The following is a 24,298-nucleotide window of genomic DNA, read 5'->3' as shown; positions in this document are numbered from 1 at the left end:
TAACAGCCACAAAATGGCAATTATGGTTAATGCATCAATTATTTAACAGAAGCGAAGGCCACTGACATATGAAATTTATTACGATTTAGATTGATTTTGTTTGTCATGTCAGTCGCCTCCCTTCATTTCATTAATTTTCCAATATAATATAATAGAAGATTAACATGCTCCTATACTAAAGTCAATTGCCAATATTTCGACAAATTACCCTTCATGGGCAGGCACAACCGCTTCCCTCTTTGCAGTTTCTCCCGAGGTTTTCGCAAGCTTTGGGAGCACTAGACTGTAATAGATGCCAACGACAATAAAGCAGGCTCCCACTAACCAGAATATAGCTTCAATAGAAATTACACCAGGAAAGCCGATCGTAATAACACCTAATGTAATCGACTGTGCAAGCATCATAAGCGGGTTTATCCAGCCCTGTACTCTGCCCATCATTTCAGGCGCAATAATGGTAGGCATCCACCCTCCGATTGCAATATTAATCAGTGGCAATGCTAAAGCAATAAAGAAATAGAACACCATAAATACTGCTGTGGTAGCGGCGAAAGATGCTGCGATAGTAAAGATCGCTACAAACAGTACACCAGTAATGATGAGCTTATGAAGCTTGACCTTTTGAGCAAGCAATGATGCTGCCAGACTTCCAATCAAGATGCCGCTGCCAAAGACAATTCCTAAATATATCGACATTTCCTCATAGTTTAATGGAGAAAGCTTATATTTTAAAATGAACACCTGCATTACACTAAAACCGCCATTAACAACTCCAAATGCAATAAACCCGTAAATAAGCGCAAGCAGCAGCTTGTTATTTAGAATGTACGTAAAACCTCGTTTAAAATCCTGCCAGACAATCTTTAAGTTTAAATCCTGAATGCGGTGCTCTCCATTTGGCATTCTAATATTTTCACTAAGAGGTGTCAGCTTGATCAGCAGGCTGCCAATTAACAGAGCTCCTGCATCTATCAGTATTGCTCCATATATCCCTAATGTCCAATAAACAAAGATTCCTAAAGCATTGCCAAAGAGCATGAAAATACTGTTCACGAATTGATTAAGCCCTGCTGCTATTGTATATTCATCCTTCTTTAAAATCCCCTGCATAAGCCCTTGCTCTGCCGGAAAAAAGAACTTAAGAACAGCGCTTCTCAGGAACAGAATAAAAAAGATGAGCGGCATCCATCCGATGGCAACTGCCACAAGCAGGCATAGTGAAGAAAAAGCTGCTACCCAATTGCATGTATAAGCAATTTTTTGTCTGTCCAGCCTGTCTGCAGCTACACCGACAAACAAAAACACAGCCAGTGTAGGCACAGAATACATCAGCTCTGTTACAGATGCATATGCAGGCTGGCTCGTAAACCGGTCCAGTATATAGTACATAAACGCAGTCAGCCCAACTAAACCGCCTAATTGCGAAGTAATGTTGGCCATAAATAACTTCCTGAAATCCTTATTGCTGAATACCTCTGAAAATTGCTTCACTTTGCATCCCTCATCTTCTTATGTGATAAGGTCCATTTTACCTTTTTCTGGTAGTCGCGATAATAGCCAGTAGATGGTTTTGATTTCAGCCTTAAGTCGGAGTTCGTTTAGTATTTAAGTCGTGTTTTCCCATCTGAACGTTTAATTCGAGCAGATGCGGGTACTTGTTGTTACATAACAAAAAAATAATGGACGATACTTCAAATATAAAATTCTAAAAAAAGGAGCAAGGATAATGGAGACATTTTTGAAAAAGGTTACACTTCATGAAAATATGACGGTGAAAGATATTTTATCTTTCTACGAGGCAACAAAGAAATTTAATGTGAAATGTCAGCTGCTCTGCAAAAAACACGTCGTGGAGACGACCAGCCTTCCTAAGCTTGTTTCTTTTTTCTTAACGGCAGGCGCAAGACAAGATATCCAAATTAAGCTGGAGGGAACTCAAGCAAACACCTTTTGGAAGAGCCTGCTTTCCAATGGTGAAAATCCCTTCGTAAAGTCATATAACAGAAACAATCTAACAGAGGAATATTAAAAGAACAAAAAGCTTGAAATGATTGATCATTTCAAGCTTTTTGTTGGCAAATTATTGTGCTGTCGATAATTCTTGAAATCTTTCCATTGATTCCTTTTCATCAAAGCTTGAAAAGATGCGGAAATGATCTTCATCAATAATTCTGTAATGCTGGCTAATGATGTTTTGCTGAAAAATAAAGCCGTTTTTCCGGTCGACTTCACGCCACCATACTTTGCCTCCGAGCGTCTTTTCTTTCCGATAATCCATGCCGTCGCGCGCAACTGTCTCTAGCACTTCCAATGGCTCATTCCCAAAAAGGAAACGCACTGTTTCTGTTTCCCTAAAAAGCGCACACACAGCAACAACAGTCGACCAGCCTGCATATAGTCGTCCTTTTTCAATCTGAACTAATGTCTTTTTAGACAAGCCAATAACCTCTGCCATCTTATCCTGGGTATAACCTGCTTCCGTTCGTATTAACCGCATTTTTTCCGATACATTAAAAATAATCTCTTCTCTTGTCAAAATGCATTCATTCCCTTATTAGTTATGTGTAATTTTACACCGATATCTATATTATAAGCTTATATAAGTCAAATTTCAATTTTTAGCCTAATCATTTATAAACCTTGCTTGACTAACCTAGAATAGGCCTGCTGCACATTTTGCAGCAGGCCAGTATATTTAATGCTGTTTGTAATTTTTTAAGATATCCTTCAGCTGCTCGCCGCGACTGATCATTGCTTCTGCTGCCTTTGTCACATTACTGATTGCAGCAATTTGTTCATCTGTTGATGAGGATACCTCTTCAACTGCAGCTGCTGCACTTTCAGAAACAGCAGATATTGCAGTAACAGATTCTAAAATATGATTATTTTGATTTACCACGGATGCAAGCTCATTTCCCAGATCCTTAACAGCATGGATTGTTTCATTAACAGCAGTCGATATGTTTGTGAATTCATTTTCTGTCCCATTGACGGCATTATTCAGCTCTTCTGATTGAGAGGTTGTTTCAAATAATGCTTGAACCGTTTTTTCAGTTTCCTTTTCTATCGCTTGAATCATTTCCTGAATTTGCTTTGTCGCCAGATTCGTTCCTTCTGCCAGCTTTCTTACTTCACTGGCAACAACAGAGAATCCTTTGCCATGCTCTCCGGCACGAGCCGCTTCAATGCTGGCATTTAATGCAAGCAGATTTGTCTGTTCGGATATCTGGTCAATTGTGACCGTGATTTTTGAAATATCAAGGATTTTTGTATAAAGGCTTGAAATTCCGACACTTACCTCATCTGTCGCTTTCTTTGCCAATTCATTTGATTTTTTCAGTTGGTTTATCATTTCTTGCCCTTTTTTAGTTGCCGTTTCTGAGCTATGAGCGGCATTATCAATTTGGTCATTCTTTTCATTCATTTTGTTAATAGAATTATTCAGTCTTCCCATTTCCTTATTTACATCCTCTAATGCTGCAGCCTGTTCTCCTGCACCATGGGCGATTTCTCCCATCGCTCTGCCTATCTCCTCTGAGCTTGCAGATGTTTGCTCAGCAACAGCTGATAGTTCAGCAGATGATTCTAAAATTAAATTACTAATATTGCTGCTTTCATTCAGCAAATATTCAAGCTGATCTTTTAAATTCTCCATCGCATTGCAAAGTATCCCTACCTCATCCTTTGATGAATGAGCTTGCATATTGATATTCATATTGCCCTCAGACAGCCTCATGAAGGATTCGCTTACATTTGCTAATACAACAAACTTCCTTCTCCAGACTATGTAGAATACAGCAGAAAGTACGACAGCAAGAATTAATGCAACAGCTCCAATCAAGAGAACAGACTGTTCAAACCCGCTGTTTAACAAATATACTGCCGTTCCACTTGCAGCTGCACCAACTAGGACAGCTAGGAATACAAGTGCCACCATTTTAGCTAATAAACTTTTCTTTTTCACAACAATCTATCTCCCTTCACAGCAAACTAGTTCGCTTTATAAAAGCGCTAACAACATAGGATAAAATAACTACTCATTTACTATGTCTATCGGCGTATATAGGAGAATATTAAGCTATTTTTTATATTTTTTGCAATATTCCTTTTCTAGTCAAAACGCCTATTCTCGTTGGAATTTAAAGCATTTCTGATAACAAGAAACGTTAGTTTGGCATAAGCTAAAGGGAATTAATTATCATTCATAGAAGGGAATGATTCTATATATTTCATTTAGCTGTCGATCATGAAATCCACATCCGCATGCTTCATATGCAGGATAGCAACGAGCTCTTTCAGCTTGTTGACCAGAATCGTGCCTATTTAAAGGAATGGCTTCCTTGGATTGATCATATTATCTCTCCTTATCAATACCAGTCGATCATTCCAGACTGGCATAAACAGCTTGCAGATAACAATGGCTTCCAGGCCGGAATTTTTTACAGAGACAAACTTATCGGTATGATATCTCTTCAGCAGCTGGACTGGATGAGCCGCCAAGCAAGCATCGGCTATTATTTAGGAGAAGCTGTCCAAGGAAAAGGAATCATGACTAAATGTGTCGTTGCTGTTTTAAATCACGCTTTTTATTATTTAAACCTCAACAGAATTGAAATACGCTGTGGAGTTAACAATTTCAAAAGTCAAGCAATACCTGAGAAGCTTCACTTCAAAAAGGAAGGTATCCTTAGGGACGGAGAATGGCTTTATGATCATTACCATGATTTATATTTGTACAGCATGCTAGAGCGAGATTGGACAGCATTAAATCGCCGTACCTAATCCCCTCCTTTTCCCCTTTTGAATTCTTCTAAAAACACTAAAATGTTTAAAATTATTGGAAATGCGCTATTTAAAAAATAATGCTATTTAAATTCTTACTAAGAATTCTGCATTTAGTGCAGACTAACAATTAGTTTAAGAGTAGCAGCAAAGACAATAACGAATGGTGTTGAGCGCAGTGATTATTTCCAATCTTCTTCTCATACTTGTACTAATAGCCTTTTCTGCCTTTTTTGTTGCAATCGAATTTGCCATGGTCAGAGTGCGACCAAGCCGGTTGAATTCTTTGGAGGCAGCTGGACATAAGAACGTAGCTTCTGCCAAAACAATCACGACCCATTTGGATAGCTACCTATCTGCTTGCCAGCTCGGAATCACCATAACCTCATTGGGTTTAGGCTGGCTCGGTGAACCGACTGTGCTGAAAATTATGGCGCCGGTTGTAGCAAAATTACAGCTGCCAGATTCTGCAGCACATATTATTTCCTTTGTGCTGGCGTTTTCTGTTGTCACTTATATTAATGTTGTCATTGGGGAGCTCTTTCCTAAATCTATCGCTATCCGTTATGCGGAAAGAGTCACCTTGTCCTTATCGAAACCTCTCATTTTGTTTTATAAAATCACCTTCCCTTTTATATGGGTATTGAATCATGCAGCTAGACTAGTAGCCCGCTTATATGGGGTCAAAAGCACTGATACGAATGACAACGCACTGTCAGAAGAAGAGCTTCAGCTTATTTTGAAGGAAAGCTATCAAAATGGAGAAATAAACAGGACGGAATATCGTTATGTCCAACGAATCTTTGAGTTTGATAACAGACTTGCTCATGAAGTGATGGTGCCGCGAACAGAAATGGTAGCATTATCAGAGGACATGCCATTAAATGAGGCCATTACAGCAATCAGCTCTAATCGCTACACAAGATTTCCGATTATGAAAGACGGGAATAAGGATATGATTGTCGGCTTTATCCATGCAAAACAAATATTGACTGATTGTATTAGAGACAGCTGCATGGATAATTCTCCATTAAAAACGTATATTCAACCGATTATTCATGTGATGGAAACAATACCAATCCAACTGCTCTTAATAAGAATGCAGAAGGAACGGACTTCCATTGCCATTCTTCATGATGAGTTTGGCGGGACAGCAGGGCTTGTTACTGTCGAAGATATTTTAGAAGAAATAGTCGGAGATATTATGGACGAATTCGATGTAGACGAAAAGCCTTCCATCGAGAAAATCGGCGAAAACCATTATCGAATGGATTCTAAACTTCATATAAATGATGTGAGCCAACTTCTCTCCATTTCCATTGAAAATGACGAAATGCACACGATTGGCGGCTGGCTGTTTTCTGTCAGCTCTGAGTTAAGTTTAGGAGATTCTATTGAATATGAAGGCTATATATTCAAAGTAGCCGAAGTACAAAACGATCACATTTCTTCTATAGAAGTGGTAAAGGCAAAATAACTACATAAGAGTGCGGTCAAAGCTTAAAGACCGCACTAAATATTGAGCAAAAAGACAAACAATGCTTAAACATATTTTTTTCTCTTTCACATAAAATGATAAATAAGAGCTTTAGCCATCATTCAATAAACTGAAAATTGAAAAATTGCATCGTTTGACTGCGCAGTTTGGCTTAAAGTATAATTATTATTATATCTAACGGAAAGATTGAGGTGGTACGATGGGATCGTAAATCTAAAAAGAACTTCTGATTCTTTTCCTAAAATGATTGATCATATCCTAGAACCTACAATCAGCTTCATACAAACTAAGACTAGATCACATTCATTTTAAAAAAGGATCCAGAAATATAGACATGTCAATTAGCCATTTGAAAATTTAATATCATGTATTAATCAGGAGGTGACTCCTTACTCGCCTATTGCGGGATAAGGAAACTTATTGGACATATTTAACTTGGTTATTATAGCCATTTTGATTGCTTTTACTGCATTTTTTGTAGCTTCAGAGTTTGCTATTATCAGAGTGCGCAGTTCTAAAATTGACCAGTTAATGGAGGAAGGCAACAAAAATGCCATTGCCGCAAAAAAAATCATCACAAACCTTGATGAATATTTATCGGCATGTCAATTGGGTATCACCATTACAGCACTTGGCATCGGGTGGCTTGGTGAGGAAACAATTCATGACATTCTGTTACCTTTATTCCATTTTATTCACATTCCGGAAGCAGCTGTGACAATCTTGTCCTTTTCCATATCATTTGCCATTATTACGTTTCTTCATGTAGTAGTGGGAGAATTGGCTCCAAAAACATTCGCTATTCATAAAGCAGAATTAATTACCTTAATGGCAGCAAGACCATTGATTGCTTTTTATAAGGTGCTGTACCCATTCATTTGGGTCTTAAACGGATCTGCAAGAATCATTACTCGCATGTTTGGATTAAAGCCTGTTTCTGAAAATGATTTAGCCCATTCGGAGGAAGAACTTCGCATTATTGTCTCTGAAAGTTTTAAAAGCGGCGAAATAAACCAATCAGAGTTTAAGTATGTAAACAAGATTTTCGATTTTGATGATCGCATCGCAAAGGAAATTATGGTTCCGCGTACAGAGATCATCTCATTGGAACAAGAAAGCAACCTTGATGACCTAATGGACGTCATTCAAGGTGAACAGTTTACAAGATACCCTATTACAGATGGTGACAAGGATCATATTGTCGGCATGATTAACGTCAAGGAAATTATGACCGCATTGATTCGTTCAAAAGATTTAAGCGCGAAAAAGCTAGATTCCTATATTCGTCCAGTTATCCGAGTCATTGAAACCGTTCCAATCCATGATTTGCTCGTTAAAATGCAGAAGGAACGAATTCATATGGCGATATTAATGGACGAATACGGCGGAACCTCAGGTTTAGTAACAGTTGAGGACATCATTGAAGAGATTGTCGGTGATATTCGCGATGAATTTGATATGGATGAGATTCCAAGCATTCAAAAGGTGAAGGAAAACCACTTTATCCTCGATGCAAAGCTGTTGATAACACAAGTCAACTCCCTGCTGTCCATTGAGATGGATGATGAGGATATTGATACATTAGGTGGCTGGATTTTGACTTCTGATTATGATGCAACAGAAGGAGATATCCTGACATTCGATTCCTACAGCTTTAAAATAATTGAAATGGAAGACCACCATATTAAATATGTGGAAGTAATGAAGATGCGCGAGCTTGAGGAGCTTCCTGAAAGCTCCAGCCAAAGGCAGATAGCTCAGCCAGCTGTTTCCCCATCAGAAGCAGAAATCGTATAAAAAGAGGAGGGACAAATCCCTCCTCTTTTATTTTTCTTTTATTCTCCATTGCCGGCACTTTCGTCAAACTTATATCCTACTCCCCAGATTGTATGAATAAACGGCTGTTCTTTTGTGCCAATCTTATTGCGGAGCCTTTTAATATGAACATCCACTGTTCTTTCATCTCCATAGAACTGATAACCCCATACTCTGTCAAGCAGCTGCTCTCGAGTGAACACCTGTTTCGGATTGCTTATCAAATAATAAAGCAGATCAAATTCCTTCGGAGTCAAGTTGGAAAGTGTCTTGCCATTATAGATTACTTCTCTCGTTTCTTTGCTGATTTTAAAATGTTCGCTTGTCAGGAATTTAGAATCCACTTTGCTGACAGCATCCTTCTGATAACGGCGGGTAACAGCTTTAATTCTCGCCATCAGTGTCAATGGGCTGAATGGTTTCGTCACATAATCATCTGCACCCATCTCCAGTCCGAGCACCTGATCTGACTCACTGTCTTTTGCAGTCAGCATGATAATTGGAACAGAGCTGACCTCTCTTATTTTCCTGCAGATTGTCACGCCCTCCATTCCAGGCAGCATCCAGTCGACAATGATGATATCCCACTCCTGATTTTCCATAAAATAATCTAGCGCTTCTTTACCATTATGTATAAATACGCCTTCATAGTTTTCCTTTAGAAAAAACATCTCCAGCATGGAGCATACACTTTCATTATCCTCTATAACAAGTATTTTCATATCCATTCATCCTCACAGGCATTAACATGCGATTTAATTATCACTATTATAGCAAAAAAAGCATTTAAGCATTACTTCTGATGCAAAAAATCGTTATGTATAGCCTCATAAAAGAATGGGCATATAGACAAAAAACCGGACATCTGTCCGGTTTTTTCCTTAAATCCAAGTAGTTGTTTTTTCTAATGGCAAGCGGTCTGTTTCTCTACCAGGAGCAGCTGCCTTTCCGACTGTGATAAGCATTATCGGCAAATAGCGCTCAGAGATTTGGAACTCTTCCACAAACTTCCCGCGGTTGAAACCGCCGATAGCACATGTATCCAGTCCTTTGCCTTTTGCTGCAATCATTAACTGCATAGCAGCCAAGGAAGCATTAGAGTTAGCTGCATCTCTAGGATATACGTCGTTAGAGTATGCTCCTTTAATCTGGCCTTTAATAACATCAGCAAGCTCTTCTTTTATTCTGCCTTTTTCCATATCTTTCCCGAATACTTCTTCTGCGTTTTTATCTGCTTCTAAATCACCTAGCACAGCGATAACACAAGATGACTGTGTTATCTGTTGTTGGTTGAAAGCAATCGGAAGAAGTTTTTCTTGTGCTTCATTTCCATGAAAAACAACAAAATGCCAATGCTGCAGATTCCAAGCAGACGGCGCTCTACCTGCTAACTCAAGAAGCTCTTCAATTTCTTCCTTTGATAATTGATAGCTCTCGTCGTAAACTTTCACTGCTCTGCGTGCTTTTAATATATCCATAAACTGTTCACTGCTAATTTCTGTAGTCATTGGTACCCTCCATTTTACTTACTTTTTGTAACTAACTAATGAAATAATAACCTTGAAAAGTTTTTTCGTCAAGAATATGATAATATATACACTATTATTATTATGGACATAAGGTATATCCTTGCTCCCAGTATTAAGGAGAAAACATGATTGACATTATCGCATTAACAAAACAGAATACGTTAGAAACTGGCCTGACTATGGAGGACTTGCAGGAAGGCAATTATGAGTGGTATTGGATTGATTTCAATAGCCCTGTGGATAGTGAAATTGAATATTTACGGGAGCCTCTTCAATTCCATCCCCTATCTATTGAAGATTGCCTCCATAATCTGCAGCGTCCTAAAATAGACTATTTTGACGAGTATACTTTTTTGGTTACCCACAGTCTTGAAGCTAAAACATATGCGAAAGAAGAACTTAATCTTTTCATAGGTGATAATTATATCGTCAGCTTTCATAAGGAACCTTCCATCGAAGTCCAATTTGTGGCCAAAAAGCTCTTAGGTGAAAAAAAGCCAGCTAAGTGGAGTCAATTCACTGTACTTTATGAATTATTAGACCGACTTGTTGACAACTATATACCCATTATTTATGAAATTGAAGATTTTCTGAATGAAATTGACGAAAACCCTGAAAACAAATCAATGGAAGTATTATTAGACGACCTTTATGAAACAAGGCATCGATTATTATCTGTGCGCCATACAGTTGTGCCGATGAGAGATCTCCTCTATACATTGTTAAACACAAAAAGATTAACAGCTGTTTCTAATAAACGGGAATACTACTCAGATATTTACGACCATTTATTGAAGCTGGCAGAAGTAATTGAATCTAACAGAGAAATGACTGCTGATATTAGAGACAGCTACCTGTCTTATAATGCCCACCAGTCCAACCGCATTATGCAAATCCTGACAGTGATTACAACCATATTCATGCCACTGAGCTTTCTTGCTGGCCTTTACGGCATGAATTTCCGGTATATGCCTGAGTTAAACTGGAAATATGGTTACTTTAGTTTATTAGGAACAATGGTTCTGATAGCTTGCTGCATGTTCTTATACTTCAAACGAAAAGGCTGGTTTAAATAAAGCCAGCCTAGCTTCTTCTTTAAGCTTTAGAATATGCCAACTAAACATCTGTATGATAAAATAATACTAACCCCTCTATTTAGAGTATCCCCTTTATATTTGCCCTTTTTAAATTTTAATAATTCTTAAAATTCACTATATTGATTGGAGGAAACTGAATGGAATCACCACAGCTTGAAACATCTATAAATATGGAAAAACCGCAGCATAAAGTGCTGCCTAAAAGCGTTCTATTGAAAAGAGCACTTTTTATTATCTTAGGAAGTGTCATGATGGGAATTGGCATTGAAGAATTTCTTGTTCCTAATCAAATCCTTGATGGCGGAATTGTCGGTATTTCCATTATCCTTTCCCACTTGCTATCCGTTAAGCTAGGCTTCTTTATCTTCCTTTTGAATATTCCGTTTTTTTACATCGGTTATAAACAAATTGGGAAGACATTCGCCCTTTCCACATTATTAGGAATAACGGTTCTTTCCATAACAACCATTCTGCTTCATGATGTACCTGTATTTACAGAAGATTTACTGCTTGCAACTGTTTTCGGCGGAATTATTCTTGGTGTTGGCGTTGGCATCGTTCTTCGTTTCGGAGGCTCATTGGATGGCACCGAAATACTCGCACTTCTTTTCAGTAAGAAACTTCCCTTTTCTGTCGGAGAAATTATTATGTTTTTTAACTTTTTTATTTTTATTACGGCAGGTTTTGTTTTCACTTGGGATCGTGCAATGTATTCCATCATCGCTTACTTTATTGCCTTTAAAGTGATCGATATTGTCATAGCTGGACTCGATGAATCAAAGTCAGCCTGGATTATCAGCGACAATGCTGAAGTGATTGGTGAGACAATTATCGCAAGATTAGGACGGGGGGTAACATATCTGAAAGGTGAAGGTGCCTATACTGGCGATAATAAGAAAGTCATCTTCTGTGTCATCAACAGATTGGAAGAAGCGAAGCTGAAGCTGATTGTAGAGGAGCTGGACCCAACTGCTTTCCTTGCAGTAGCTAATATTGCAGAGGTTCGAGGCGGACGCTTTAAGAAAAAGGACATTCATTAACATAGAAATAGAGTCTTGCGCTTTTGCCTGACTCTTTTTTTGCTTTAACATCCATAACGTCTATTTAATCTTTTACTTGTCAACACTTAAAACTAGCTATTGTTTGCTTCCGCTTACAAGCATCGATAAAATATGACATAAGAACTTAAAAAAGAAAAAGGGGGAGACATATTGAAAAAGAAGGCAACCATCTATATTACTTCGCTTTCTTTGCTCGTCTGTTTGATGTGGATGTTTGGTCTCGGCTGGGTGCTTGTCGATTATGCCCAAGGCTCTAAGAAGGAATTAGACACATCCAATAAACCTGCAGAAGCAGCACCATCTGGAGGGGTACAGCTTTTAGCTCTAGGAGATTCTCTTACAAGGGGAACTGGCGATGAGGCAGGAAAAGGCTATATCGGCTATCTGAAAGACAAGCTGTCTGATAAAACAGATGAAGACATTACACTAAAAAACTATGGTATTAAAGGCCAAACCTCTACAGAGCTCTCGGCCCAGGTCAAGCAGCAGGAAATACAGCGGCAAATTAAAAATGCCGACATCATTTTTATTACGATAGGCGGAAATGATTTATTCCAGGGTGGAGAAACACTATCCCATTTTGATGATGGTACTGTTTCCAAATTATCTGCAACCTATAATCAGAATTTAGAGGATATTTTGACAACAATTAGAGCGACAAATGAGAAGACACCAATTTACCTGATTGGTCTCTATAATCCTTTCAGTGATTTGGAAGATAGTGAGCTTACCTCTAAAATTGTCCGGGACTGGAATTATGAAAGTGCGGAAACGAGTGCAGCTTTTGCGAGGACAATCTTTGTTCCTACATATGATATTTTCCAGCAGAATGTCCAAACCTATCTTTATTCAGACCATTTCCATCCGAACAAACAAGGATACGAATTGATGGCAGACAGAGTCGCTTCCTTAATTTCCTGGGAGGTAGAAGAAAATGAGTGAAACAACACTGGCAGTTAAAAACCTGACGAAAACGATTGGGAAAAGAAAGATTATTAAAGATATCAGCTTTGAACTGAAAAGCGGAGAAGTATTTGGTTTTCTTGGACCAAACGGAGCCGGAAAAACAACAACAATTCGAATGCTTGTCGGTTTGATTAAGCCAACCTCTGGTTCCATCCAAATTTGCGGCTATGATGTTAAAAAGGATTTTTCAAAAGCAATGGAAAGGCTTGGTTGCATTGTAGAAAATCCAGAGCTATATCCTTACTTAACCGGCTGGGAAAACCTGCAATTTTTTGCGCGCATGTTAAAGGGGGTTGATGATAAACGGATTGAAGATATCATCGAGCTTGTCGGTTTGAAAGACAGAATTCATGATAAGGTAAAAACCTACTCACTCGGGATGAGACAGAGACTTGGCATCGGGCAGGCACTTTTAAGCAGACCTAAAGTTTTAATACTTGATGAGCCGACAAATGGTTTAGATCCATCCGGCATAAGAGAAATGAGACAATTTATCCGCTTTTTGGCGGAAAAGGAAGGCTTAAGTGTTTTAGTTTCAAGCCATCTCCTCAGTGAAATCCAGCTGCTTTGTGACAGAGTCTCAATCATCTTGAATGGCAAGATTATTCATACAGAGTCTGTTCAATCCTTGCTTACTGCACAAGAAAGAATTATTTGGCGCTTTACTCCTATGGATGTTGGTATTGATCTATTAAAGAGCGTCTCTCCTTCTGTCAAAATTGACGGCGAAAACGTCATTACGCCTTTTTTAGAAGAAGAGGCAAGCAAGTGGAGCAAAATGTTGTTTGAGGCGAATGTTAATATAATTGAAATGAATAGACAAATTCCTTCTTTAGAGCATCTCTTCCTTGAACTGACAGGAGGTGGCACGATTGAGTAATCTTGTCTATAACGAAATGCTTAAGCTTGTTAAGAGCAAAAGGCTGTATATTGTTACCTTAATTATTGCCGTGATGATTGCTATGTTCACATATGCACAGTTTCGCGAAATGGAAAACTTAAAGAAACGATTAGGAGATGTGGATTGGCGGACAACCTTGCAGCAATCCATTATCGACACTCAAAACAGAATAGGCTCAAGCGGGATTTCTGACGAATGGCGGAATCAGCTAAAAGTCCGAATCAGTCAATCCCAATATTATCTTGATCATGATATTAATCCGCAGGAGCCTGGGGCGCCAACATTTCTGCGAGTGTTTCTTGATAACTCTATGCAGCTTTTGCTGCCGTTAATGGTGATGATTGTCGCAGCCGACCTAGTTTCATCTGAAAGGAGCATCGGCACCATAAAGCTGCTCTTAACAAGGCCGGTCCGCCGCTGGAAAATATTGCTCAGCAAATACATCACATTGGTGCTGTCCATCTCGTTCATCTTGTTTATGTTCGGTTTATTTTCTTATCTTATCAGCGGACTGTTCTTTGGCTATGTAGGCTGGACTGCTCCAATCTTGACTGGATTTACGGTCCAAGCTGGAGAGCTTAATACTGCAGGAGTCCATCTCGTTCCTCAATGGCAGTATATATTGATGGTGTTTGGTTTAGCCTGGTTTGTCTCCCTTGTTGTCGGGACCCTTTCCTTTATGCTGTCTATTCTTGTCAGGAGTACAGCTGCTGGCATGGGAGTGATGCTTGCCTTTTTAATTTCTGGGACCATCATCTCTAATATTGCATCATCATGGGAAGCTGCCAAATATTTATTTATGGTGAACTTGAGGCTAACCGATTATTTGCAAGGAAATATCCCGCCTATTGAAGGCATGTCCTTGCCGTTTTCGTTAACAGTATTGGCAGTTTGGGGAATCGCGGCATTAGCTGTTTCCTTTTTCACTTTTACAAAAAAGGATGTCTATTAAAAAAAATCTGGGTTCCCCCCAGATTTTTTTTATGGCTGCTCAGGTTCGCTTACCGTTAAAGAAATAAACTTATCATTCTTTATATCATGTTTAATTGTCACTTGAACTGTTTTCTCTTTGCTATTTTCCTTCACTATGAACTGAAAGCTGTCTTCCACTTCCATTGTCGATATTTTCTTTCGGCCCATGTATTTATAGTCTGTAACAGCTTGTTCAGGATAATCTGCTTTGACTACAGCAATGGCAATGCTCCCATACTTTTCATAATCCACTTTCTGGACTGCTATATTATGGGATGGAAACAAAAACCCCATAATAAGAATAGAAGCAACTAAAATAGGAAAAGCCCGATTTTTCATAGTAATCCTCCGTTTGGTTTTTTTCCTATTATCTGTAGTCTAGATTCTTTTTATGTACATTTTCCAATTGTTTTGCTTCCTCGAGCAAAACAGACGTAACATGAACATTCCGCTTCCATTCTTCACCGAATGTGTCCATTGGCGGATTTGTCTCTTCAACAGAAGGACAAATTTCAATGGTGAATGCAGGCAAATGATAGGTGCTGATAAACCAGTCTGTATAACCTGAGCCAATTGCGTCCACATCAGGAGTGCCGAGGTCATAGCCTGTTGTTTCTGCCAATTTTGCAGCAATAGCTCGGTCTCTTTCTGTGTTTTCCTTATTGTTGTATTCCCAATAAATCTCTTGGCCAGAGGAATGATAAGCGACAGCAATTGTCGGCTTGATTTTTTCCGTCAAGCTTACGATCGCTTGAACCTCTTTTGCTTCAAGCGGTTTTTTGCCTTTATAATTCTTATAAGAAGGCTTCGGACTTTCACCCTTCAACTCATCCCAGCCTGCCGGATATTGACGGTTTAAATCAATTCCTCTTCCATTGCTTTTCCAGCGGGTGAAGTCTTTCGATCCTTCATTCATCCTTTTTAAAGAAATACGTGAAAACAGCGGAAACTTCTGCAGGTCTCCCTGCTGGATGGTAACACCATCTGGATTGAGCATCGGCACAAACCAGATAGAATACTCTCCCATACGGTTATACAAATCCTCCTGCTGCACTTGATTTTCAATCATTTTCATCATTAAAAGAGCAGTGATCCACTCTCTGCCATGATGCGCTCCGCTAATCAGAATGGATTTTTCACCTTTTCCAACTTTTATTCCGTACAGCTTTCTCCCATATTCTGAATAGCCAATTGTATGTACTTCCAATTGCCTTTTGTATCTGCTTTTCATTTTCCATATATCTCGCTGATATTCATCATATGTGTATTGCTCCTCCCTGCTTAGCTCCTTTCCTAAAACTTTAGCTGAAGATGGAAGGAAAAGTGCAAGGCAAAGCATAAAAATGGTTATTTTCTTCATATTGCCCTCCTTTTCCCTTTTATTTTTTATCAATTACAGATTTTTATTCAGCTTTTTTATACAGGTAAAAAAAGAAAACCCTGATAATTCAACATAGCCAAGTTTTAGAATGAGATTTTGTTCAGATCAGCTATATACTATAAGTATCTCCTTCAAACAAAAGGAGGCGGACAGCTTGAATAAAGTCGATTATGATCGTGCACTGTACTACACCCATCGTTCAGAATGGGATAATCTTTTAATATTAATGGTGCGCACTAAGGATCATTTTCTTTCAAAAAAAATTGAACATTTCCTGCACGCCTATAATTTCGAACATGATTATACTGTAATCGAGAATCATTTATATTCTTTGCTCCGCTACATTGACCATGCCAACGACAATGTAAGCGGATATGACATTCACACAACAATGATGTAAAAAAGAATTCCACCAAAAAAAAAAACCGCGGTTAGGGTTCCGCGGTTTTTTACTTCATTAAAATCTTTTATGTTTATAATTAATTTCATAAAGATCGTCTCTTCTGTCCTTCAAATGTCTTACTGTACCATTTTGCCGTTTACGGCGAAGCACTTCTAAATCTACATCGCCAATCATGACCATTTCAATATTCGAATTCGTCTCACCGACAATTCCATCTCTTGCAAATTCAAAATCAGATGGTGAAAAGATCGCAGACTGGGCATATTGAATATCCATGTTTTCGGTCTGCGGTAAATTACCGACAGTCCCTGCGATAACAGTGTAAATTTGGTTTTCCACAGCTCTTGCTTGAGCACAATAGCGGACACGTAAATATCCTTGGCGGTCTTCTGTACAGAATGGTGTAAAGATGATTTTTGCGCCCATATCTGTCGCAATCCTTGCAAGCTCCGGAAACTCAATATCATAACAAATCAGAATCGCAATTTTACCACAGTCTGTGTCAAATACACGAACTTGATCACCTTGGCTGATTCCCCACCATTTCTGCTCATTCGGAGTAATATGAAGCTTATATTGCTTCTCAATGCTTCCATCTCGTCTAAATAAATACGAGATATTATAAATCTCCTCATCGTCTTCTTGCACAAAATGGGAGCCCCCGATAATGTTAATATTGTATCGGATTGCAAGACTGGAGAACAGCTCTATATACTGCTCTGTATATTGCGTCACTTTACGGATAGCATTTATCGGTATCTTCTCGTCAAGGAAAGACATAAGCTGCGTTGTAAAAATTTCAGGAAATACAACAAAATCAGATGAGGCATCTGATGCAACATCTGTATAATACTCAACTTGGTTAGCAAAGTCCTCAAAGCTGTCAATTTGCCGCATCATATACTGAACTACACAGATTCTGACAGGATAACTGCTTTTGAAAAAACGCTTTGACTGCGGCAAATATTCAACATTATTCCACTCCATTAACGTCGCATATTTGCTGGACTGCTTATCATCCGGCAGATAATTAGGGTTTATGCGCATCATCGTAAAACCGTTAATCAGCTGGAAGGATAATACAGGATCGTAAATCCGGTGATGGATAACTTCTTCCACATACTCTCTCGCAGACATTTCATTTTCATATTTATAAAAGTTCGGGATTCTGCCTCCAATAATGATGCTTTTCAAATTTAGGCGGCGTACCAGTTCTTTGCGCGCTTCATAGAGGCGATGACCTATTTTCATTCTTCTATACTTTGGATCAACCATAACTTCAATACCATATAAATTATAGCCGTCTGGATTATGATTCGTTATGTACCCTTTGTCTGTAACATCATCCCATGTATGTCTGTCATCATACTCATCAAAATTGATAATCAGGCTAGAACATGACCCAATAATTTCTCCATTATATTCAGCAACAAATTGCCCCTCCTGAAATAAATCCAAATGGCTTTTTAGCTGGGCTTTCGTCCACGGTTCCATGCCAGGAAAGCACTCTGCCTGAAGCTGCATAATTTTGTCTATATCTTTATATTCTGTATTTCTGATAATCAACCGCTTTTCAAACTTGGATAAATCTAGTTTTGTCATTTAAGCTGCTCCCTTTTTCCACTTTTTAATTCTACATTTCCCTATTTCCCTGTAAGATAATCTTGTTATGAACATAATATTATGTATATGCAAAAAAAAGAGCCGCAGGCTTATCCTGCGGCATCTTTATATTAAATGTTCATTGGCTGCCTCTGCATAAATACTTAGGCTTTTATCTTTTTTTGTGAAATTATCCAGACGGAAAGGGAAAAATAACTCGAACTCATCTAAAATCTCGACATTCTTTTCGAATAATGAATCGTATTGGTCACTTTCTTCCGCATTCTCGACGATTGAAATAATGGTCTGCAATGCTGCTATAACTTGGTAGGAGTTTTTTAGGGTGCTAAGCATATAGGCTTGCTCTTGTGTTAGACGCAGTACATTCAAACGTGAGAACTTGTTAATTTCATCGTCAGAAAAAAAGTCGGGGAAAATGGACGTATAAAAAGTTTGTATAAGTTCGTTTATTTGCTCTTCCTGTGCAGGTGTTGAAGCATAAGCTACCTTCATTGGATTTTACCACCCTCTTTAAAAATATACATAAAGTATTATCAATAGAATAACATAGACCACATCCAGTTTTCCGTGGTAATTAAAACCATGATATGATGGGTTATGCAAGATTATTAATAATTGCCAAAACCAGCACTAATGGAGGTTTAATTATGCATTTCGAAAGAAAAGGCGAATGGATGCAGCTGGCTATACCTGATAAATGGAAGAATATGTCTATTGAGGACTTATTCCGCACGGTAATGCTTGCATCTAAAAAACAAGTGCATCTTTTCAAGATGCAAAAAAAAGTAATGCTGAACAATAAAATAATCACAAATTGGCTCACACCATTAACTACTGGTGATACGTTATCCATTAAGATGTTTGATTCGCAGTCTGCTAATATAGAACCTACCTATATGGAGCTAAACATTGTGTATGAAGATGACTTCTTATTAATCATAAATAAACCTGCAGAGATAGATACCCATCCTAATTCCTTAGAAGATGTTTCCTCCCTTACAAACGGGGCAGCATTTCATTTGTTAATGAATGGAGAGGAACGACAGCTTAAACATATTCATCGACTAGATCGGAATACAACAGGCTGTATATTATTTGCCAAGCATGAACTAATTGGAAATATGTTAGATTATGCTTTGCGGGAACGGAAAATAAAAAGAACCTATTTAGCTCTTGTTCACGGATATGTTAAAGGAAAAAAAGGCAAGATTGACAAGCCAATTGGTAAAGACCGTCATCATGCTACAAGAAGAAGGATCTCAGAAAATGGACAAGCCGCTGTCACCAACTACAGAAAGCTTGCTTATTTTCCTGAAAAAGATTTATCATTAGTTTCCTGCAGTCTGGATACTGGCAGAACGCATCAAATCCGCGTCCATTTAAGTTCCATCGGCCATCCTCTTGCAGGAGATATTCTGTACGGCGGAACACCTGTGTATAGCAGGCAGGCTTTGCATGCAGCAAGGCTTGAGCTGACACATCCGATTACAGGGGAAAGCTTAACAGTATATGCTCCTTTCCTTGATGATCCGCCAGTATTTCCTGAAAATGCACTTACGCTGCTCGGAGAATAAAAAAACGGGATAAAGGCACTCTGCCTTTATCCCGTTTTTTAGTTATATTTACGCTGTTTTGCGCATCTTTCTCAAAATAAAGCTTAAAACAAACACTAGAATTACTGCTCCAATGATACTTGGAATGATAGCGAAGTCAGCAAGTGTTGGACCCCAATCTCCTAGAATTAATGACCCTAACCATGCACCGACAAATCCGGCGATAATGTTACCGATAATTCCTCCTGGAATATCCTTCCCGACAATCAGCCCTGCAAGCCAACCGATAATACCACCTATAATTAAAGACCAAATAAAGCCCATCTTAAACACTCCTTTTAGTTCCATTTTGTTAAGTAAAAATTGCGATAGCAAGGTAACATTAGCTGCAGCTTGTTTGTAATTCTTTTATGCTATCTGCTTGTACTCTATATTTACCACATGTTTTTATTTTTAAACCTAGCAGTATAACAAGAAGGTGCAAGCCGTCAAAACAGCTTGCACCTTCTTATATACTTTAGATTAAAAAATCATTTTATCTGGATCTTGGCCAACTCGTTCATTCATATTTAGGCTGTCAATTAAATTCATTTCTTCCATGCTTAAGCGAAAATCAAAAATATTTCCGTTTTCTGCAAGGCGCTTTATCGAGGATGTTTTTGGTATGACTATGATGTCATTTTGAACATGCCATCTTAATATAATTTGCGCTGGTGTCCTGCCATGTTTTTTGGCAATATAATTGATTGTCGGTTCGTTCAGCAGCCTGCCGTTGGCCAGTGGTGACCAAGCTTCCACTTTAATATTTAGCTTCTTGCAGTATTCTCTTAATTTCTCCTGAGTAAGGCGGGGATGCAATTCTATTTGATTTACAGCCGGCTTTTCATTACAGGTGGACAAAAGTTTGCTTAGATGATGTTCTTGAAAATTACTGACGCCAATCGCCTTAACAACCCCTTCTCCATACAAACGCTCAAAGGCTTTCCAAGTCTCGATATATTTATCCTTGCCAGGCCAATGTATTAAATATAAATCTACATAGTCCATATCCAGTCTTCGCAAACTAGCTTCAAAAGCTCTTAACGCAGCATCATAACCATGCTCATCATTCCAGAGCTTCGTTGTTACAAAAACGTCCTTCCTAAAGACAGCGCTTTCTTTTATTCCTTCACCAACCTCTAGTTCATTATTATAGAAGGAAGCAGTGTCAATTGACCGAAACCCAAGATCAAGTGCTGCCTTGACCGTTTCCACTGTCGGCCTGCCACCTCCAAGATTATAAGTGCCAAGACCGATAAGAGGCATTTCTATCCCATTATGCAGTTTCAAATTATGATGGATATTCATAGACACCTCCAAAAGAATGAAGACATAAAAATGGTTGCAGCAATTATGATTGCTGCATTAAGTTAGTTACTACCTATATGTATTATTTTCGCAACATATATAGAACTGTTTTTTCCCACCATTTCCAAGGCAGATGCTCTTTTAGGAAGATAGTCATTCCCACACCTTTTCCAAGACGATACCTCAGCTTCGGCTTTTTCGTTTCTGCTATCACAACGATTTTACGGGCAACCTCCAGTGGATCTCCATACTTATGTTCTCCCTGTTTTAAATAAGCCTCAACACTTTCCAGCTGACTGGCGTACGGGGAGCTTGCGAGCTGCGATTTTTCTGTAATTTTTTTCCCCTCAGTCCAAATATTTGTTTTATAAGAACCAGGCTCTACTAATGTGACATATATCGAAAAAGGAAGGAGTTCTAGTCTAAGCGACTCACTCCAGCCTTCCAGGGCAAACTTTGAGGATACATACGGACTTAAGCCAGGGAAACCAATTTTGCCGCTTATGCTGCTCATCATGATTATTTTACCGTATCTGTTGCTTCTCATCATTGGAAGAAAAGCTTGCGTTACAGCAATAGCACCAAAAAAGTTTGTTTCCATTTGTTCCTTGTACTCTTGCAGCGAAATTTCCTCTGCGAAGCCTGCCCCCGCAAAACCAGCATTATTAACAAGAATATCAAGCTTCCCCTGTGCTTCGACCTTTTCCTTCAATGCTGTAATGGATTCTGTGCACGTAACGTCAAGTATTTCCAAGGCAATTCGTTCATGCACCTCCAATTTCTTCGCTACTTCTATTAGCTTGGCCCCTTTTTGCCTATTACGAACTGCTGCAATGACTTCATAACCCTCTTTAGCAAACTCTAATGCTGTGATGAATCCGAAACCGCTGCTCGCTCCTGTTACTAGAACTGTCTTTGCCATTATATCCCCCTTATAAGCCGTTATCATATTCTTCCTTCAAAATAGACATTAAATAAATGGACTCATACCGCCCCATAATTTTGACGGCTTCCCGCTGCAGCCCCTCTACGTGAAATCCTGCTGATTTATATAAATCCTTGGCCCTTTTGTTATGTTCCACCACATCAAGCCACAGTCTGTTCGCATTTTGCTGAGTAAATGCCCAACTTTTAAGTAACAGCAGCATTTGTCTTCCATAACCTCTCCCTTTATGAGAAAAAGCGGTTCTTTTCAATTCTATGCTGTTGTTTTCGTTTAGTAAGCCATTGACTAATAAATAACCGACAGGCACCTCTAAATCTTTACTAATAACAGTTAAATGAAGAAGGTTTTGATCCTGCACGATTGCATCTATATGCTCATCGACTGTCCATTGCTGGATAAACGGAGAGTTTTCCGAATCACTTTCTGTTCTCAAAATATACGGTAAATCCTCTTCAGTTGTTTTCCTAATAAATATCATATCATTTTCCAACATATCACTCACTCCAATGGCAAATATTAAATCATATATTCTATTCCATATCAGAGGTATTGTGACAAGCTTAATGTTTAACAATAACAGTAAAACAAAGAAAAGATTTGTAAATACAGTATAAAGAATGTAAATAACATAAGGTTCCAATTTATATTTTTTGTAAACCAATTATTAAGTTTTTGTAAATTTTTCGTCTAAATACTTTAAGATTCGACAATTTTCCTATAAACTATGTAAGGCTTGACTATTTTGGGGTCTAAATTAAATCGGGGGTAACAATTATGGTTTTCAAAAAACAAGATAAATTCGCTGTACTTTTAAATAATATTGCAACGAACTTAAAGGAAGGCGCTGACTATTTCGCAGATTACAAAATCACTAACGTAAGCGACTTAAAAACGTTTTCCGAAACCATGAAAGAAATTGAAACAAAAGGTGATACATACATCCATGATGTAATTACTGAGTTAAATAAAGCTTTCATCACTCCTATTGAAAGGGAAGATATTCTTGCACTTTCTATGAGCATGGATGATGTTCTTGACGGACTTGAGCATTGTGCTGCTTTGTTTGAGATGTACAATATCACAACAGCTGACGAATTCATGATTCGTTTTGTTGAAGCAATTAAAAGCTGTGGAGTAGAAATTCAAAAATCAGTTGAACTTCTATCAACGAAAAAACTTCCAAAAATCAGAGAATATGCAATTCGTATTAAAGATACAGAATCAAAATGTGACGGCATCCTTCGCCAATCAATTAAGCATTTGTTCTCAGTAGAAAAAGATCCAATTCGCATCATTCAATACAAAGAAATCTACGAAAACTTAGAAGACATTGCTGACTACTGCCAAAATGTTGCCAACACACTTGAAAGCATCATTATGAAGAATGCGTAAGGAGTCCTAACAAAAATGGATATGATTTTATTTATAACAATTTTGATTGTCTTTTTTGCATTGGCTTTTGATTTTATCAATGGCTTCCATGATACAGCAAACGCAATTGCGACTTCTGTATCGACAAAAGCGTTAAAGCCAAAGCATGCCATCATCATGGCGGCAATAATGAACTTCGTTGGTGCGATGACATTCACTGGTGTAGCAAAGACTATCACGAAGGATATTGTAGATCCTTTCCAATTAGAAAATGGTTCGACTGTAATATTGGCAGCTTTAATCGCTGCGATTTTCTGGAATCTATTGACATGGTACTTCGGAATACCAAGCAGTTCCTCCCATGCAATTATCGGTTCCATCGCTGGTGCAGCGATTGCCGCATCTGGCTTTGAAGCCCTTAACTATAATGGATTTATGAAAATTATTCAAGCCCTGATTCTTTCGCCAATTATCGCTTTTGTAATGGGTTATATCGTCTATACATTATTCAAGATCTTCTTTAAGGATCTTAACTTAACAAAAACGAACCGCAGATTTAGGATTTTCCAAATCTTCACTGCGGCATTGCAATCATATACACATGGTACGAACGATGCCCAAAAAGCAATGGGTATCATCACAATGGCTCTTATTGCTAACGGCTATTTAACAACAAGCGATATCCCACATTGGGTTCAATTCGCCTGTGCGGCAGCAATGGGTCTAGGAACATCTGTCGGCGGATGGAGAATCATCAAAACTGTCGGCGGAAACATTATGAAAATCCGTCCTGTAAACGGGGTTGCAGCAGACATTACTGGTGCGATGATCATCTTTGGAGCGACATACATCCACCTGCCAGTCAGCACAACACATGTTATCTCCTCTTCTATTCTTGGGGTAGGTGCATCACACCGTCTTAAAGGGGTAAAATGGGGTACAGCTCAAAGAATGCTGATCACTTGGGTAATCACTCTTCCGATTTCCGCAACTGTTGCAGCATTATGTTATTATGTTTTGAATCTGTTCCTATAAAAAAGAGGTCCGATATGG

At 38.5% G+C, this 24,298-nt stretch carries 26 protein-coding genes; 13 read left to right on the top strand and 13 right to left on the bottom strand.

Translation table 11 applies throughout. The features are described from left to right. Positions 1-204: 204 nt before the first annotated feature. Positions 205-1,491, bottom strand: coding sequence for an MFS transporter (locus MKX82_RS03670; RefSeq protein WP_237940759.1), 1,287 nt, complete (start codon positions 1,489-1,491; stop codon positions 205-207). Positions 1,492-1,726: 235 nt separating this feature from the next. Between MKX82_RS03670 and MKX82_RS03665 the strand changes: the two genes are divergently transcribed. After that, positions 1,727-2,029 (top strand): hypothetical protein, encoded by a 303-nt coding sequence (locus tag MKX82_RS03665; protein ID WP_233317330.1) that lies wholly within the window; start codon positions 1,727-1,729, stop codon positions 2,027-2,029. A gap of 51 nt (positions 2,030-2,080) precedes the next feature. Here the strand turns inward: MKX82_RS03665 and MKX82_RS03660 are convergent, their stop codons facing one another. Then, a complete protein-coding gene (locus MKX82_RS03660; RefSeq protein WP_233317331.1) occupies positions 2,081-2,536 on the bottom strand; it encodes a helix-turn-helix transcriptional regulator in 456 nt (151 codons plus the stop codon). A gap of 159 nt (positions 2,537-2,695) precedes the next feature. Then, the gene (locus tag MKX82_RS03655; protein ID WP_341075044.1) at positions 2,696-3,964 is read right to left on the bottom strand and encodes a methyl-accepting chemotaxis protein; all 1,269 of its coding nucleotides are present in this window, start codon (positions 3,962-3,964) and stop codon (positions 2,696-2,698) included. Between the two features lie 260 nt (positions 3,965-4,224). Here MKX82_RS03655 and MKX82_RS03650 point away from each other — a divergent pair, with 260 nt between their 5' ends. The 3 genes from MKX82_RS03650 to MKX82_RS03640 all read left to right on the top strand — a co-directional run bounded on the left by MKX82_RS03650 (position 4,225) and on the right by MKX82_RS03640 (position 8,077). Next, positions 4,225-4,782 carry a GNAT family N-acetyltransferase gene (locus MKX82_RS03650; RefSeq protein ID WP_233317394.1) on the top strand — a complete coding sequence of 186 codons (558 nt, stop codon included), beginning with the start codon at positions 4,225-4,227 and terminating at the stop codon, positions 4,780-4,782. Positions 4,783-4,960: 178 nt separating this feature from the next. Then, complete coding sequence (locus MKX82_RS03645) at positions 4,961-6,259, top strand: hemolysin family protein (protein WP_237942237.1); 1,299 nt, start codon at positions 4,961-4,963, stop codon at positions 6,257-6,259. A 441-nt stretch (positions 6,260-6,700) separates the two neighbouring features. Next, positions 6,701-8,077, top strand: a complete 1,377-nt coding sequence (locus tag MKX82_RS03640; RefSeq protein ID WP_248574470.1) for a hemolysin family protein — start codon at positions 6,701-6,703, stop codon at positions 8,075-8,077. A gap of 38 nt (positions 8,078-8,115) precedes the next feature. On the opposite strand, the gene MKX82_RS03635 is transcribed toward MKX82_RS03640, so the two are convergent. Beyond that, a complete protein-coding gene (locus MKX82_RS03635; RefSeq protein ID WP_341075038.1) occupies positions 8,116-8,817 on the bottom strand; it encodes a response regulator transcription factor in 702 nt (233 codons plus the stop codon). Positions 8,818-8,976: 159 nt separating this feature from the next. Continuing rightward, complete coding sequence (locus MKX82_RS03630) at positions 8,977-9,603, bottom strand: nitroreductase family protein (protein WP_233317336.1); 627 nt, start codon at positions 9,601-9,603, stop codon at positions 8,977-8,979. 146 nt (positions 9,604-9,749) lie between these two features. Here MKX82_RS03630 and corA point away from each other — a divergent pair, with 146 nt between their 5' ends. From corA to MKX82_RS03605, 5 genes are all read left to right on the top strand, one after another. After that, on the top strand, positions 9,750-10,700 hold the full coding sequence (corA, locus tag MKX82_RS03625; RefSeq protein WP_233317337.1) for a magnesium/cobalt transporter CorA: 951 nt from the start codon (positions 9,750-9,752) through the stop codon (positions 10,698-10,700). Between the two features lie 191 nt (positions 10,701-10,891). Then, positions 10,892-11,761, top strand: a complete 870-nt coding sequence (locus MKX82_RS03620) for a YitT family protein (RefSeq protein ID WP_396953795.1) — start codon at positions 10,892-10,894, stop codon at positions 11,759-11,761. A 171-nt stretch (positions 11,762-11,932) separates the two neighbouring features. Further along, positions 11,933-12,724, top strand: coding sequence for an SGNH/GDSL hydrolase family protein (locus MKX82_RS03615; protein ID WP_341075034.1), 792 nt, complete (start codon positions 11,933-11,935; stop codon positions 12,722-12,724). Further along, a complete protein-coding gene (locus tag MKX82_RS03610; RefSeq protein ID WP_233317340.1) occupies positions 12,717-13,628 on the top strand; it encodes an ABC transporter ATP-binding protein in 912 nt (303 codons plus the stop codon). The genes MKX82_RS03615 and MKX82_RS03610 overlap by 8 nt, the downstream gene beginning before the upstream one ends. Further along, the gene (locus MKX82_RS03605) at positions 13,621-14,601 is read left to right on the top strand and encodes an ABC transporter permease subunit (RefSeq protein ID WP_233317341.1); all 981 of its coding nucleotides are present in this window, start codon (positions 13,621-13,623) and stop codon (positions 14,599-14,601) included. Before MKX82_RS03610 ends, MKX82_RS03605 begins: the two co-directional genes overlap by 8 nt. A 29-nt stretch (positions 14,602-14,630) precedes the next feature. On the opposite strand, the gene MKX82_RS03600 is transcribed toward MKX82_RS03605, so the two are convergent. Then, on the bottom strand, positions 14,631-14,960 hold the full coding sequence (locus MKX82_RS03600) for a DUF3889 domain-containing protein (RefSeq protein WP_233317342.1): 330 nt from the start codon (positions 14,958-14,960) through the stop codon (positions 14,631-14,633). Between the two features lie 28 nt (positions 14,961-14,988). Continuing rightward, positions 14,989-15,981, bottom strand: a complete 993-nt coding sequence (locus tag MKX82_RS03595; protein ID WP_233317343.1) for a M14 family zinc carboxypeptidase — start codon at positions 15,979-15,981, stop codon at positions 14,989-14,991. 175 nt (positions 15,982-16,156) lie between these two features. On the opposite strand from MKX82_RS03595, the gene MKX82_RS03590 reads away from it, so the two are divergent. Continuing rightward, positions 16,157-16,402, top strand: coding sequence for a YhdB family protein (locus MKX82_RS03590; RefSeq protein WP_233317344.1), 246 nt, complete (start codon positions 16,157-16,159; stop codon positions 16,400-16,402). A gap of 57 nt (positions 16,403-16,459) precedes the next feature. Here the strand turns inward: MKX82_RS03590 and MKX82_RS03585 are convergent, their stop codons facing one another. Together MKX82_RS03585 and MKX82_RS03580 are read right to left on the bottom strand one after the other, a co-directional pair. After that, positions 16,460-18,007, bottom strand: coding sequence for a bifunctional GNAT family N-acetyltransferase/carbon-nitrogen hydrolase family protein (locus MKX82_RS03585; protein ID WP_233317345.1), 1,548 nt, complete (start codon positions 18,005-18,007; stop codon positions 16,460-16,462). 126 nt (positions 18,008-18,133) lie between these two features. Next, on the bottom strand, positions 18,134-18,520 hold the full coding sequence (locus MKX82_RS03580; RefSeq protein ID WP_251645091.1) for a DUF5365 family protein: 387 nt from the start codon (positions 18,518-18,520) through the stop codon (positions 18,134-18,136). A 155-nt stretch (positions 18,521-18,675) separates the two neighbouring features. Here MKX82_RS03580 and MKX82_RS03575 point away from each other — a divergent pair, with 155 nt between their 5' ends. Next, the gene (locus tag MKX82_RS03575; protein ID WP_341075027.1) at positions 18,676-19,602 is read left to right on the top strand and encodes an RluA family pseudouridine synthase; all 927 of its coding nucleotides are present in this window, start codon (positions 18,676-18,678) and stop codon (positions 19,600-19,602) included. A gap of 48 nt (positions 19,603-19,650) precedes the next feature. Here MKX82_RS03575 and MKX82_RS03570 read toward each other — a convergent pair whose 3' ends face one another. The 4 genes from MKX82_RS03570 to MKX82_RS03555 all read right to left on the bottom strand — a co-directional run bounded on the left by MKX82_RS03570 (position 19,651) and on the right by MKX82_RS03555 (position 22,367). Next, positions 19,651-19,905 carry a GlsB/YeaQ/YmgE family stress response membrane protein gene (locus tag MKX82_RS03570; protein ID WP_233317348.1) on the bottom strand — a complete coding sequence of 85 codons (255 nt, stop codon included), beginning with the start codon at positions 19,903-19,905 and terminating at the stop codon, positions 19,651-19,653. A 198-nt stretch (positions 19,906-20,103) separates the two neighbouring features. Then, complete coding sequence (locus tag MKX82_RS03565) at positions 20,104-20,934, bottom strand: aldo/keto reductase (RefSeq protein ID WP_445738825.1); 831 nt, start codon at positions 20,932-20,934, stop codon at positions 20,104-20,106. Positions 20,935-21,010: 76 nt separating this feature from the next. After that, complete coding sequence (locus MKX82_RS03560) at positions 21,011-21,853, bottom strand: SDR family oxidoreductase (protein WP_396953794.1); 843 nt, start codon at positions 21,851-21,853, stop codon at positions 21,011-21,013. A gap of 7 nt (positions 21,854-21,860) precedes the next feature. Next, positions 21,861-22,367: a GNAT family N-acetyltransferase gene (locus MKX82_RS03555; protein WP_237940755.1), complete on the bottom strand. Its 507-nt coding sequence runs from the start codon at positions 22,365-22,367 to the stop codon at positions 21,861-21,863. A gap of 281 nt (positions 22,368-22,648) precedes the next feature. On the opposite strand from MKX82_RS03555, the gene MKX82_RS03550 reads away from it, so the two are divergent. Next, on the top strand, positions 22,649-23,266 hold the full coding sequence (locus tag MKX82_RS03550; RefSeq protein ID WP_233317352.1) for a DUF47 domain-containing protein: 618 nt from the start codon (positions 22,649-22,651) through the stop codon (positions 23,264-23,266). Between the two features lie 15 nt (positions 23,267-23,281). Then, entirely contained in the window at positions 23,282-24,280 is a 999-nt protein-coding gene (locus MKX82_RS03545) for an inorganic phosphate transporter (protein ID WP_233317353.1), read from the top strand. Positions 24,281-24,298 lie beyond the last annotated feature (18 nt).

Origin of the sequence: Niallia sp. FSL R7-0271, assembly GCF_038005785.1 — a bacterium.
Lineage (GTDB): Bacteria > Bacillota > Bacilli > Bacillales > Cytobacillaceae > Niallia.
The sequence above is the reverse complement of the archived record's forward strand: the minus strand, read 5'-3'. Positions and strand labels throughout refer to the sequence as shown.